This window comes from Psychromonas ingrahamii 37, assembly GCF_000015285.1.
Taxonomy (GTDB): Bacteria; Pseudomonadota; Gammaproteobacteria; order Enterobacterales; family Psychromonadaceae; genus Psychromonas; species Psychromonas ingrahamii.
Window position 1 is genome coordinate 217,603 of record NC_008709.1, and the last position, 13,307, is coordinate 230,909.

15 protein-coding genes are annotated in these 13,307 nt (G+C 40.2%); 7 read left to right on the plus strand and 8 right to left on the minus strand.

What is annotated here, in order from left to right:
* Positions 1-73 precede the first annotated feature (73 nt).
* Together rpe and trpS are read left to right on the plus strand one after the other, a co-directional pair.
* The gene (rpe, locus tag PING_RS00895; protein WP_011768594.1) at positions 74-742 is read left to right on the plus strand and encodes a ribulose-phosphate 3-epimerase; all 669 of its coding nucleotides are present in this window, start codon (positions 74-76) and stop codon (positions 740-742) included.
* A 10-nt stretch (positions 743-752) separates the two neighbouring features.
* Positions 753-1,754, plus strand: coding sequence for a tryptophan--tRNA ligase (gene trpS / locus PING_RS00900; protein WP_011768595.1), 1,002 nt, complete (start codon positions 753-755; stop codon positions 1,752-1,754).
* A gap of 74 nt (positions 1,755-1,828) precedes the next feature.
* On the opposite strand, the gene gloA is transcribed toward trpS, so the two are convergent.
* From gloA to plsY, 3 genes are all read right to left on the minus strand, one after another.
* Positions 1,829-2,242, minus strand: a complete 414-nt coding sequence (gene gloA / locus PING_RS00905; protein WP_011768596.1) for a lactoylglutathione lyase — start codon at positions 2,240-2,242, stop codon at positions 1,829-1,831.
* A gap of 112 nt (positions 2,243-2,354) precedes the next feature.
* The gene (locus tag PING_RS00910; protein ID WP_198134728.1) at positions 2,355-2,780 is read right to left on the minus strand and encodes a c-type cytochrome; all 426 of its coding nucleotides are present in this window, start codon (positions 2,778-2,780) and stop codon (positions 2,355-2,357) included.
* A 97-nt stretch (positions 2,781-2,877) separates the two neighbouring features.
* Positions 2,878-3,474 (minus strand): glycerol-3-phosphate 1-O-acyltransferase PlsY, encoded by a 597-nt coding sequence (gene plsY / locus PING_RS00915; RefSeq protein ID WP_011768598.1) that lies wholly within the window; start codon positions 3,472-3,474, stop codon positions 2,878-2,880.
* A gap of 125 nt (positions 3,475-3,599) precedes the next feature.
* On the opposite strand from plsY, the gene folB reads away from it, so the two are divergent.
* The 3 genes from folB to PING_RS00930 are packed head-to-tail and all read left to right on the plus strand — an operon-like array spanning position 3,600 to position 5,278.
* Complete coding sequence (gene folB / locus PING_RS00920) at positions 3,600-3,953, plus strand: dihydroneopterin aldolase (protein ID WP_011768599.1); 354 nt, start codon at positions 3,600-3,602, stop codon at positions 3,951-3,953.
* A complete protein-coding gene (gene folK / locus PING_RS00925; RefSeq protein ID WP_011768600.1) occupies positions 3,953-4,447 on the plus strand; it encodes a 2-amino-4-hydroxy-6-hydroxymethyldihydropteridine diphosphokinase in 495 nt (164 codons plus the stop codon). The genes folB and folK overlap by 1 nt, the downstream gene beginning before the upstream one ends.
* A gap of 27 nt (positions 4,448-4,474) precedes the next feature.
* Positions 4,475-5,278 (plus strand): undecaprenyl-diphosphate phosphatase, encoded by an 804-nt coding sequence (locus PING_RS00930; protein WP_011768601.1) that lies wholly within the window; start codon positions 4,475-4,477, stop codon positions 5,276-5,278.
* 177 nt (positions 5,279-5,455) lie between these two features.
* On the opposite strand, the gene PING_RS00935 is transcribed toward PING_RS00930, so the two are convergent.
* Both PING_RS00935 and PING_RS00940 read right to left on the minus strand, forming a co-directional pair.
* Complete coding sequence (locus tag PING_RS00935) at positions 5,456-6,181, minus strand: ABC transporter permease (protein WP_011768602.1); 726 nt, start codon at positions 6,179-6,181, stop codon at positions 5,456-5,458.
* Positions 6,182-6,226: 45 nt separating this feature from the next.
* Positions 6,227-7,456: a multifunctional CCA addition/repair protein gene (locus tag PING_RS00940; RefSeq protein ID WP_011768603.1), complete on the minus strand. Its 1,230-nt coding sequence runs from the start codon at positions 7,454-7,456 to the stop codon at positions 6,227-6,229.
* Between the two features lie 76 nt (positions 7,457-7,532).
* On the opposite strand from PING_RS00940, the gene PING_RS00945 reads away from it, so the two are divergent.
* Both PING_RS00945 and PING_RS00950 read left to right on the plus strand, forming a co-directional pair.
* The gene (locus PING_RS00945) at positions 7,533-9,287 is read left to right on the plus strand and encodes an ExeA family protein (RefSeq protein ID WP_011768604.1); all 1,755 of its coding nucleotides are present in this window, start codon (positions 7,533-7,535) and stop codon (positions 9,285-9,287) included.
* A complete protein-coding gene (locus tag PING_RS00950; RefSeq protein WP_011768605.1) occupies positions 9,287-10,114 on the plus strand; it encodes a general secretion pathway protein GspB in 828 nt (275 codons plus the stop codon). Before PING_RS00945 ends, PING_RS00950 begins: the two co-directional genes overlap by 1 nt.
* A gap of 52 nt (positions 10,115-10,166) precedes the next feature.
* On the opposite strand, the gene PING_RS00955 is transcribed toward PING_RS00950, so the two are convergent.
* From PING_RS00955 to PING_RS00965, 3 genes are all read right to left on the minus strand, one after another.
* Complete coding sequence (locus PING_RS00955) at positions 10,167-10,775, minus strand: TIGR04211 family SH3 domain-containing protein (RefSeq protein ID WP_157035277.1); 609 nt, start codon at positions 10,773-10,775, stop codon at positions 10,167-10,169.
* Between the two features lie 404 nt (positions 10,776-11,179).
* The gene (locus tag PING_RS00960; RefSeq protein WP_011768607.1) at positions 11,180-12,445 is read right to left on the minus strand and encodes an inorganic phosphate transporter; all 1,266 of its coding nucleotides are present in this window, start codon (positions 12,443-12,445) and stop codon (positions 11,180-11,182) included.
* A 16-nt stretch (positions 12,446-12,461) separates the two neighbouring features.
* Entirely contained in the window at positions 12,462-13,142 is a 681-nt protein-coding gene (locus tag PING_RS00965) for a TIGR00153 family protein (RefSeq protein ID WP_011768608.1), read from the minus strand.
* Positions 13,143-13,307 lie beyond the last annotated feature (165 nt).

A 13,307-nucleotide genomic window follows, 5' to 3' on the forward strand; every position in this document is an offset into this window, starting at 1 on the left:
AGCCAATAAAAAATAGTTTGTTTGCTTTTGCTTCGGTAGAATACGCATTCACTTTAGCAAACGGAAACCTATCATGACCGATTATTTAATTGCCCCTTCAATCCTTTCTGCTGATTTTGCACGGTTGGGGGAAGATGTTGAAAAAGTATTAGACGCTGGTGCTGATGTAGTGCATTTTGACGTAATGGATAATCACTACGTGCCTAATTTAACCATTGGTCCGATGGTTTGTAAGGCCTTACGAGACTATGGTATTACAGCGCCAATCGATGTACATCTTATGGTAAAACCGGTCGATACTATGATAGTTGAGTTTGCAAAAGCAGGCGCATCGATTATTACCTTTCATCCTGAAGCCTCTGATCATGTGGATCGCTCCTTACAGTTAATTAAAGAACATGGTTGTAAAGCGGGTTTAGTGTTAAATCCAGCTACTTCATTAGAAGTATTAACCCATGTTATGGATAAACTCGACGTGGTGTTATTAATGTCGGTAAATCCAGGTTTTGGTGGCCAATCATTTATTCCGCACACCCTTGAAAAATTACGTCAGGTCAAAAAATTGATCACTACCAGCGGCCGCGATATTCGTTTACAGGTTGATGGTGGTGTTAAAACTGACAATATTAAAGAAATCGCAGAGGCAGGTGCAGATATGTTTGTGTCTGGCTCCGCCATTTTTAATCAGCCTGATTATAAGGTTGTCATTGATAAAATGCGCGGTGAGTTAGCTAATATTTAAGGATAGAAAAATGACTAAACCAATAGTTTTAAGCGGTTGCCAGCCTTCGGGATCGTTAACCATAGGCAACTATATGGGCGCGTTGCGTCAATGGGTTGAGATGCAGAAAACCCATGACTGCCTTTTTTGTCTGGTTGATTTACATGCGATTACTGTTCGCCAGGATCCACAAGCACTGCGCAAAGCAATTTATGATGGTTTAGCTATGTATCAGGCTGTGGGTATTGATCCACAAAAAAGTACTATGTTTATTCAGTCACAAGTGACGGAACATGCAGAACTTGCATGGATATTAAACTGTTATACGCAGATGGGTGAGTTAAACCGTATGACCCAGTTTAAGGATAAATCACAAAAGAATATTACTAATATTAATGTGGGATTATTCAGTTACCCGGTATTGATGGCTGCCGATATTCTTATTTATGGGCCTAAACATGTGCCTGTGGGCAGTGATCAAAAACAGCATCTTGAATTAGCACGTGATATTGCGATCCGTTTCAATAATGCCTATGGTGATACTTTTGTGGTGCCTGAGCCTGCTATTCCTGAACATGGAGCACGTATTATGAGCCTGCAGGAGCCAACTAAGAAAATGTCAAAGTCCGATGATAATGTTAAAAACTTTATTGGTTTGCTGGAAGATCCAAAAAAGATTTTGAAGAAAATTAAAAGTGCGGAGACAGACTCTGATCAGCAGGCGCGTATCTATTTTGATCCTGTTGAAAAGCCGGGTATTTCAAATTTACTCACCTTGCTTTCCTGCTCGACGGGTAAGTCTATTGAAAGCCTGATCCCTGAATATGAAGATAAAATGTATGGTCATCTAAAGAGCGATACTGCAGACGCCGTAGTGAATCTCTTAGAACCAATTCAAGCCCGCTTTAAAGAGTTGCGGAAAGATGAGACTGCATTACAAGCGATTGCGCGTGCCGGTGCACAGAAGGCGCGTGTACGTGCTGCTGATACATTAGCGAAGGTTTACGATAAAGTCGGTTTTTTACCAAAATAGCCTGTTTATTGAATAAAAATAAAAAGCGCAGTGTTTGTTAATAACAACCACTGCGTTTTTTTATGCAAAGTGCTTTATGACCCTGCACCCAAACCCTTGCCAGCGTCTTTTTTATTAATTAATTCGATCTGATAACCATCGGGATCCTTAACAAAAGCGATCACTGTTGTGCCGCCTTTAACCGGCCCTGCTTCACGGGTAACTTGACCGCCCATCTTTTTTATCATTTCACAGGTAGCGTAAATATCATCGGTTTCAATAGCGATATGTCCGTAAGCATTGCCTAAATCATATTCTGTTGTGCCCCAATTGTAAGTGAGCTCGAGTACAGTAGTATCAGACTCGTCCCCATAACCTAAAAATGCCAGCGTATATTTATAATCAGCATTTTCAGATTGACGCAGTAATTTCATCTGTAAAATATTGCTGTAAAAATCGATCGATTTTTGTAAATCTGCAACACGTAACATGGTATGTAATAAGCGCATTTTGAATTCCTATTTTTAATGTGGAGGTGCATAACAATAACCAGGTGCTATAAATATTGGCTATAAAAAAGCCACCTTACAGGTGGCTAAATTAGATAATTCATCTTACAGACTAAAGGCCAGCGGTTAAGAACGCAATAGTTGATGCTATTTCCTGTTCGCTACAGTCACCACATGTGCCTTTTGCAGGCATAGAATTATAGCCTTCTATCGCATGTTTTAGCATTATTTCAGCACCCTGTGCTATACGCGGTGCCCATGCGGCTGCATCGCCTTTTTTCGGTGAGCCAAGCACACCTGTCGCATGGCAGGCCATGCAGTAAGTGTTATAAATTTTCTCACCTGATCTTGGGCCTGCGGGTTCAGCTGAAACTGGACTTTGCTGGGCGGTCATTATTTCACCATCTAAATAAACGCTACCTACCGGTGCAATACGTTCAGCAATGGCTGCTTCAGAAAGATCTTGTGCAAAGCCTGCAGTGCTGAAGAGGCTTATTGTTAAGCCCATAAGCAGGGTAATACGTTTAATAAGGTTCACGGTAAACTCCATTTTTCTGTTGTGTAAGGATTTGTAGATATTATAAAAGTGCCAATTATAACGAGGTTGATTATAACTACCAACGCCTTTATTAGGATTATCGCTTCCAGTTCACTATTTTTTTCTCTTTCCCGCTAAAAATTCGGCGAATATTGCCGATATGGCGAAGCAGAATTAATATCGACAGCATACAAACGGATATTGTATATTCAGGATTTATCTGCTCGACAAAAAAGGGCGCCACAATAGCTACCACGATCGCCGCCAATGAAGCATAACCACTAACGGCAATAGTAAATAACCAAGTTAAAACCAATAACCCGGTTAAATCCATGCCTAAAGGCAATAAAGTACCTAAACCGGTGGCGACCGCTTTGCCGCCTTTAAATTGAAAATAGACCGGGAAAATATGCCCAAGGCAGGCTGCGATAGCAATCACACCAATCATAATAGGCGAATAACCCCAAAAATAAGCCAGGTAGACAGGAATAGTACCTTTTAACAGGTCAAAAATAAGCACAGCACTGGCAGCTTGAGCAGCATGTAAACGTAACATGTTCGTGGCCCCAGGATTTTTCGACCCTGCAGCGCGAGGATCTGGCCACCCTTTGACTTTACATAATAAAATCGCTCCGTTAAGCGAACCAAACAGGTAGGTACCCAGAATAAATATTAAAGTCATCAGGTTAATCATTTCTATATATTTCTCCCTGTTCAGGTAACATACGGTACAGCTATATTGATGCTCTTTATTTCTACGATAGTACGTGGATTTTTTGTTAAGTGGTAGCGTTTTAACTTATTCCGACAGGTTGCAAAATGGATATTATTTTTATTAAACAGTTAGAAGTCATTAGCTCAATTGGTGTATATGACTGGGAAAAATCGGTACAGCAAAAACTCTATTTTGATTTAGAGATGGCATTCGATAATAAACCCGCAGCAAGCAGTGATGATATTAAACTCGCACTTAATTATTTTAGTGTTTCAGAAGCGGTGACTAAATTTGCCCAAACGCATCAATTTGAGTTAATTGAAACCATGGCAGAATCCGTTGCTGCGCTTATTATGGCGGAGTTTGCAGTGCCCTGGGTTAAAGTGAGACTACATAAACCCGGGGCTTTGCCAAAGGCACAAAGTTTAGGGGTACAGATTGAGCGTGGTGTTCGTTAATGGCAGCCGTTTTTATTGGCGTCGGCTCCAGTATCAACCGATCTGAGAATATTCGTTTAGGTATTGCGGCATTACAAGCTGAGTTTGGTGAGTTACTGCTTTCTCCTCTTTACGAAAGTGAAGCTGTTGGTTTTTCAGGGGTTAATTTTTACAATTTAGTGGTTAAATTGCATACTGAGCAAAATATTGTCGAATTAATTAAAAAACTTAAAGGCATAGAGAAGCAGCATGGCCGCCCGGAAAAGTCATCTAAGTTTACCCCAAGAACCTTAGATTTAGATTTACTTTTATACGACCAGCAGATAGATCCTGATATTGATTTACCGCGCGGCGAAATTTTAAAAAATGCATTTGTATTAAAACCCTTATCCGAGTTAGCACCAACATTAAGACACCCTGTTCTGGGTGAAACCTATCAAGCCTTGTGGCGGAATTATCCGCAACAAAAGCAAAAATTGTGGAAAGTATCAAAACAGCTTCCCGATCATTATTGATCACTTTATTTTATATATGAGATAAAAATGTCCGAACTTCAAATTGTTGTATTAGCTTTAATTCAGGGATTAACTGAATTTTTACCTATTTCCAGCTCAGCTCATCTGATTTTACCATCACAACTCTTAGGTTGGCAGGATCAGGGTTTAGCCTTTGATTTAATACTTAACATTGGCACATTATCAGCGGTCTTAATCTATTTTCGGATGGAGGTCATTAATATGTCGAGAGCCTGGGTTGGCTCTCTGCGCGGTAAAGGAGAAACACAAGATAGTCGCCTTGCCTGGTGGATTCTTTGGTCGACAATACCAGCCGCTTTAATTGGTTTTTTTGGTAAATCACTGGTTGAAACCTATTTACGTAGTGGTTATGTGATTGCAGTAACAACCACTGTTTTTGGTTTACTGCTGTGGTGGGCTGATGCGAACGCCAAACAGGTAAAAACAGAATACCAAACGGGCTTGAAAGGGGCTTTATTTATTGGTTTTGCCCAAGTATTAGCCTTGATCCCAGGTACTTCTCGTTCAGGTATTACTATTACTGCAGGTTTAATGTTGGGTTTGACCCGCAATGGCGCTGCGCGTTTCTCCTTTTTAATGTCTATTCCGATTATTGCCATGGCCTCCGGATATGATTTGCTTAAATTTATTTTATCCGACGAATATGTTGACTGGGGTCCTTTGTTTTTAGGTGCGGGGATCTCCTTTGTCAGCGCTATTTTATGTATTCACGTATTTCTAATCCTGCTCAATAGAGTCGGCATGATGCCTTTTGTTATCTATCGTTTGCTGTTAGGTGGTTTTTTGTTTTATATTTTGTCGGGCACCTAGATTCAACAGGTTCAGTGGTTTAGCTTATATTTTGTCGGGAGCCTATGTTCAGCAGGTCTAGCGCTTTAGCTTATATCTTGTCGGGCACTTAGATTCAACAGGTCCAGTGCTTTAGCTTATATTTTGTCGGGCACCTAGTTTTAACCGGTCTAGTGCTTTAGCTTAAATTTGAGCAGGTTAAGTGATTGAGCTGTTATTTTTTATGGTGTTTTTATTAAGCACTAAAAAACAAGCCGAAGAAATGCCTGCCGAGGCAAAGACCATACACATCACTACTATTTGGTACCTTGCCGCAATAAAGGGGGAGGTACCGGATAAGATTTGTCCAGTCATCATGCCCGGTAAGGAGATCAATCCAACCGCAAATAACGCATTAATATTTGGGATCATTGAAGCATGAAATGCAGTTTTACGCGCATTAATATAATCTGCCTCACGCGACAACTCAGCATAAAAACGTTCTGCTGAAAGACTGACGCTATTCATACAGTTGGCAAAAATCATGCCCGCTAATGGGATCATGGTTTGTACCTGATACCAGGGCTGTAATGTTAAAACGCCCTGGGTAATAATTAATAAGGTAAAGCCACCGCCTATTGCAACGGATATCATCGTTCGTTTTAATAATGGCAAACGCAGCTCTTTAATATTGCCTAAGGCAATCCAACTGGAAAATAGGACCATCAGCATTAACAACAGCACAACAATCCAAGCATTAGCACCAGCAAAAAGATAATTAAGAAAATAACCGACTAACAGCAGTTGTACTAACATGCGAGAAAGTGCATAGAGAGCAAATTTTCCGTTTAGTGACCATTTAAATAAAATAACGATCACCAAGAAAACCGGAATAAAGGCAATAGCCAAGTTATGCAATGGGAGAATAGTCAGTGAATTAGACATTTTCCGCCTCTTTAAATTAAGTTGCGATCGTAATAAGTCAGTCGATTATACGCTGTGCTTCTGTTTATACTGTTCGACTGATCGAATACGTGCATGTTTTAACTGAGCTTTAATCTCTGCACCTTGATATCCTTGCTTAATAATTGGTTGTACATCAACTAACTGTGCCACTTGAAAAGCACGCCAAATATAATCTGCACTGGGGTAGTCTTTCTCTTCAAAACCGGTTCGGCCCTTAGAGTCGGCAACGCAGCACTGTAACATTTGCGAAAACCGTTCAGGCTTACGCCATGCATCGTTTTGATCCATTAATGTGATTAGGCTGTCTGCTTCTAACTCCAACCCCTTATGGATAAGCGTATGGTGCTCACTGACTAAACAGGCCAATTCTCTGCATTCATTGGGTATTTTAAGACGTTCACATAAGTTGTTAATCAGCTGCAAACCCAATTTCCCATGACCTTTATGGCTGGGCCAGAGTTCCTTGGGTGTTAGCGCCTTACCAAGGTCGTGTACCAGGCAGGCAAAACGAAACGCAAGTGAATCGGATAATTTTACTGATTGTTCTACAACCATTAAAGTATGTATGCCAGTATCAATTTCAGGATGCCATTTTTTAGGTGCAGGAACACCAAATAATGCTTCAATTTCGGGGAATAAAAGCGGCAGAGCACCACAGTCGCGTAACACCTGGAAATAGATCTGCGGGTTATTGGTTTTTAACGCATTTGCGGTTTCCTGCCAAACCCTTTCTGCGGTCAGATGATTTAACTCACCACTACTGCTTAAGCTGCGCATCAGATCGAGCGTTTCCGGGGCAATTTTGAAGCCTAAATCGTAAAAACGCGCAGCGAAGCGTGCAACGCGTAAAACGCGCAACGGATCTTCGCTAAATGCTGTCGATATATGACGCAGGGTTTTGGTCTGTATATCCTGCAGCCCGTGGTAGGGATCAATCAACTCTCCCTGTGGTGATTGTGCAATGGCATTAATGGTTAAATCTCGGCGTTTTAAGTCTTCCGTGAGAGTGACATCCAGGCCAGCGTAACATTCAAATCCATTATGACCGGAACCTTTTTTTCGCTCAGTGCGTGCGAGGGCATATTCATCACCCGTTTGAGGATGGATAAAAACGGGAAAATCTTTACCTACTTGCTGAAAACCTAACTTTAATAGTTTATCCGGGGTGGCTGCGATCACTACATAATCTCGATCTTTAACCTTAAGTTGTAATAATTGATCACGAACTGCGCCTCCAACTAAAAATATTTGCATTGTTTTTCCTCTTTATGTCTTAGTTAGTTATTATATGCAATAACTTCTCTTGTCACTATTTTCTTTGGATTTTGTTATGTATCAAGATTTTTTCTCTTTAAAAGAGCAACCCTTTTCGATCTCGCCTGATCCCGATTTTTTATTTTTGAGCAACCGTCATCAAGAGGCAATAGCCCATTTGCAATATGGTGTTCAAGGTAACGGCGGGTTCGTCTTATTAACTGGTGAAGTGGGTACGGGAAAAACCACTGTCTGCCGTAAATTATTGCAGGAGATCGGTGCAACCACCGATATCGCTTTTATTTTAAACCCGGCTTTAACTGATATTGAATTGCTGGCCACTGTCTGTGATGAATTTCATATTGATTATGAAAAAGATAAGATCAGTTTAAAATTATTATTTGACAGCTTAACCGCTTGGATGATGAATAACCATCATCAAGGACGGAGTGCGATTGTATTAATTGATGAAGCACAACATCTTAGCTTCTCGGTATTAGAGCAACTCCGTTTGCTCACCAATATTGAATCCAATAATAAAAAACCATTACAGGTCATTTTAATTGGCCAAACCGAGTTACAGCAAAAACTGAAGCAGCCTGAGTTGCGCCAATTGGCACAGCGAATTAGCGCACGTTACCATCTGATGCCTTTGACGGAGCAGGAAAGCGTCTATTATATCCAGCATCGATTGAATGTTGCGGGGGTAAGTTTTCCGATTTTTGAACACCGGGCAGTAAGAGAAGTTTTTAAGCGCAGTCAGGGAGTCCCGCGCTTAATTAATTTACTTTGTGATCGTAGCCTGCTCTGTGCATACACTCAAAATTCATTAAAAGTGACGGTGTTGATGGTAAAAAAAGCGAGTGATGAGATGGCGCTTTCACCACCTCAAACACTTTTTAATGCGATCTTCAAAAGCAGTTGGCGATTTATTGCTTTGAGCCTATTGGCTGTCTTCACTGCTTTTCAGGCTCCTGAACTGTTGAACCGCTTTAAAGAGGTCAAAGCACAACCGGCAGAATTAATCATACCAGCTATAGCTGCCACATTAGGTGAGTCTCTGCCAGAACTGATCGTGCCTCCGGAAGAACATATTACGCCTCTGCCAGAAAATATTGTGCCTCCCGAAGAGCTCATCGCGCCTCCCGCAGAATATACTGTGCCAACCGAATTGGAACAAGCCACCGAGGTTGGAGTATTACAGAAGAATGAATCTCCTGACTGGTTTGATAATTATGAGTTATTAGATATTTCCAATGCAACCTTTGCTAATGCCCTATTAAATTTATATGCTGTTTGGGGGTATCAGGTTGATCCCGAAACGGTTAATTGTGAACAGGGAAAAAGTGTGTTGTTATCCTGTTATTCGGAAAATACCAGCCTGAAAAAATTAAAGCAGTTGAATTACCCCAGTGTGGTTAGACTTGAAAGGGATAATTTAGAAAGTTTACATGCGGTGCTTTATGCCATTAATGACAGCTACCAATTATTGATTGACGGGCAAGTTATTGAGGTGTCAGAAACCTGGTTTAACACCTACTGGTCAGGGGAGCTAACGGTACTTTGGCAGGCACCCTTTGAATTACAGGGTAACCTTAAATTTGGCCAGCAAAGTGAGCAAATAGCCTGGCTGGCGAGGCAACTTAATAAGTTGCAGGGAATGCCGATTGAGAGTAAAAATCGCTTCGATTTGCCATTATTACAGCAAGTGATGCGTTTTCAGATAGAAAATGGCTTAAAAGATGATGGTATTGTGGGCGAGCGAACCTTAATACCACTAATGCAAATAGTTAATTCTCAGTTGCCACGACTACAACAGGAAGTAAATTAATGTCAACAATTCTAGCGGCACTGCAAAAGCAAAAATCATCACCAGGCGCTCATTTTATCCAACAACCAGAGGTTGAAAAAGGACTGTTTAAATGGCGAGTTACTTTATTAATATCCCTATTGGTTATCATCAGTTTATTAAGTGTATTACTTTATCTGCAACTTAACGGAGAGACGAATGGCATAAAGATAAAACAATCAATTGTGCTAGATAAAGTGGTAGATGTGCTTGAAGTTGATTCTGATATTATGGAAGTTGATTCTAATATTATTAAAGTTGATTCTGACATTATTGAAGTTACCCCGCCCGCTGTTAATGAAGTGCCTATTAAAATAATCAAAAAAGCGCCCAAAGCCGTTAAGGAAATGACTTTTGTAACCCAACCTTTACCCGAGGTTGAAAAGCCTGAGCCACCCATAAAGTTAGTCCCGGACGAATCAACCACAGATGCTGCCAATTTAACCAGCGAGCTTGATTATTCGGCTGTTTCTAATGAGTTACAACAACGTTTTGAGTTCGCCTTAGCCGACAGTAAAAAACAGAATAAATTATCTCCGATCGAGTTAAGCCATGATGGCAGAGACCTTTATGAGATGGCCGGTAACTTTCAGCAAAAAGTGCCAAGCATAAGATATGATACACATATCTATTCGAGCATTGTAGAAGAACGTTGGATTAAGATTAATGGCAACAAATTAAAGGAAGGGCAGTTTGACCCCCAAGGAAAAATACAGCTGCTGGAGATTCAGCCCAATCGTAGTATCTTTCGATTGGATCGGCAAAGTTTTAGTTTAGAGTCATTAACTGATTGGAAGGTTAACAGATAGTGCGACCCAAACGGCTTAAAGATCCATTTTCAAGCAGTTTGGGTATACAGTCTTACCAATTATTGTTGTTTTTCTTACGGCGTGGTAACGAAGGGATCAGCAAACCACACAGCAATCCAAAAAATAGCACACTGCCTCCATACAACATCCATTCCATTTTAACCCGTTCGTCCTTGGTATCCTGCAACAAGTCGAGTTCCAGATTAGTGGCTTTAAGCTCGATGATGTTTTCCTGCAAGCTGTTTTTCTCATTCTCTAGCGCTGCGATCAAGTTGTCTTTATCAATGATTGATTGCTTTTGTTGATTCAATATCTCACTGTTTTTCTGATCAATATTTTGTAGTTTTATTTGTGCTTCTTGGAGCTCTTTTTGGATTGCAGGTAGCAAATTTTTTGCTGGTAAAGTCGTTTGTAACTGATCGCCTTTTACCCAGGCGGTTTTACCATTAGCAGTTTTTACTTGATAAAAACCTGTCTTTTTATTATATGTTAAAGTTGTGACCGGACTGCCCACGTCAAGTGTGCCGATAATACGATATTCCCGGCTTGGTCCCGAATGCATATAAATGAAAATATCATCACTCACATAGCGGGTTTCTGCAGTCGCATTCATGCACAGCATCAGCGAAATAACAGTGGTAATATAGATGAATATTTTCAATTTCAGGATCCTATTTATTAAAGTAAAAATTTATATCAAAAGAATTAATGAAGAGATCAATGATTGCGAAGGAAAAAATTAACACTAAAGTTGCATTCGATCGTTGTTCTCAACTTCACAAAATCGCATAAAACGATTTTGAACAGCTTTAGCTAACCACAAAGTGGTGAAGAACAGGATGTTCTGAATAAAATTTACAACGCAGTTAGGGACAATTTTAACCAACAAGGGTGATCACTTTTTTATTTCTTTTGGTATTAGTCTATTTTAAAAGCAAAAACCACTAAGGAAAAGCCTTAGAGACAAAAAAAAGAGCCAGAGCTCTTTTTTTGTAATAACTACACCTATTCTACTTTAAAATGTTGATTTTTCATCCTGAGGTAGCATGAGTGTTAATCATTTATTTAGCTAAAAATAGCTTTCATCATATAGAAGAATATAATTGATAAACCAGCACCAATGGGTAGGGTTACTACCCATGAGATGACTATATTACGCACAACACCTAAGTTTAGTGCCGCAATACCTCGCGCCATACCAACGCCCAAGACAGCACCTACTAACGTTTGTGTTGTGGAGATGGGTAAACCAGTTCCCGATGCGATAACCACGGTTGCTGCAGCTGCAAGCTCTGCAGCAAAACCTCGGCTTGGCGTAAGGTGGGTAATACCTGTGCCAATGGTGGCCATAACACGCCTACCAAAAATAGCTAAACCAAGTACAATCCCTAAACCACCTAATGGCAATATCCACCACGCCAGTGCCGCTTTAGCCGCTATTTGGCCGTTGTTTTCAACAATGCTAACAACAGCAGCAAGTGGCCCGATCGCATTGGCGACATCGTTTGAACCATGTGCAAAAGCCATTGCACAAGCTGTCACTACCATCAATACGGCAAATATTTTTTCGACATTGGCAAAATGCATTTTTTTATCGGCTTTAGGATCGATTTTAATGCGGTTAATAAATATTTTACCAATCGCCGCAACAGAGATACCGACAATAGTGGCTAAGGCAAACGCTTCAAAGGTTGTAAAATGTAAACCAACATGTGATAGGCCTTTAGTAATAGTTACTAAAGAGAGCAGGAAACCCGCCAGAAACATATAAAATGGAACATAACGCTTGGCATTCTTAATCGGATCTTGAGTATCAAATATTAATTTTTGCGAACTCATAAAAATCATATAAGCAATAATACCCGAGATCAGCGGGGTTATCACCCAACTGCCAATAATACCCGTTACCTTGATCCAGACGACGCTGTCTACTCCTACTCCAACGGCAGAGAAACCAACGATTGCACCAACAATAGAGTGTGTTGTAGAAACTGGCCAACCAAAATAGGAGGCAATCATTAACCATACACCGGCGGCTAATAACGCCGACGTCATACCAAAGACTAATAATTCGGGTTGATCAACGTAGAAGCTGGCATCGATAATACCTTTACGTATTGTTGATGTTACTTCACCACCCGCTAAATAAGCGCCTGCAAATTCAAAGATCATGGCAATAATGATTGCCTGTTTGATGGTTAATGCTTTTGAGCCAACGGAGGTGCCCATTGCATTGGCAACATCGTTTGCACCTATACCCCAAGCCATAAGGAAACCAACAGCGCCCGCAAATAGTACAAGAATGCTTCCGTATGAAGTTAAAATATCCATAAAAATCCTTTAAGCGTTATGAACGCGCAATCATAAGTTCGAGTTGATCACCGATTGATTCAGAATGATCCGCAAGACGGCCTACCCATTCTAAAATTTGGTAAAGAAACATAACATCAACGGCATTGTAATGCTGTTCGACAGCAAAAAGATCTGCGCGAAGTTTAATCTGTAAAGAGTCTGTATCATCTTCAATCGCGTCAAGTTCAGCAAGCATCTTAGTGACTATATCCACTTCGCGACCTTTAAAACCGGTTTCTAATAATTCATCCAGTTCATTAATGGCTTTTTGGGCCTGCTGTACGGCATCTAAACAACGTTGTAGATAGACCATGAAATTTTTTTCTATTTCATGAGGTATTTGTAGCTTTCGGCCTAAAATCCGTCCCGCAATATCTTTTGCCGTATTGGCTATTTTGTCCTGACGGATAGCAAGCTCAATTAAATCACCACGTGCAATAGGCATAAATAAACCTTTTGGTAATCTCAAGTGGAGCTTTCGTTTTAAAGCATCCGCTTTTTTTTCAAGCATGGACAGCTCTTTTCTTATCTCTTCCGCTTTTATCCAATCCTGTTCATTACTCGCTTTAAAAAAAGGGATTAATAACTCACTGCAAGCCGCAACTTTATCAATATGCGTCAGAATGGGTTTAATTGGAGATTTGGCAAAAACTCCAAATATCGAGTTAATTGGCATAGGTGATCCTATTTATTAGGCCGTATTTAGCATACGAATGTTAAAATTCAATAAAATTTCGCGCATGGTAACTTTCTTTTGCACATAATTGAATCTGAATTTAGTATAATTAAGCAATTATGACGATTTTTTTTGATCAATTACATTAATTTTAGATAGGTTTTT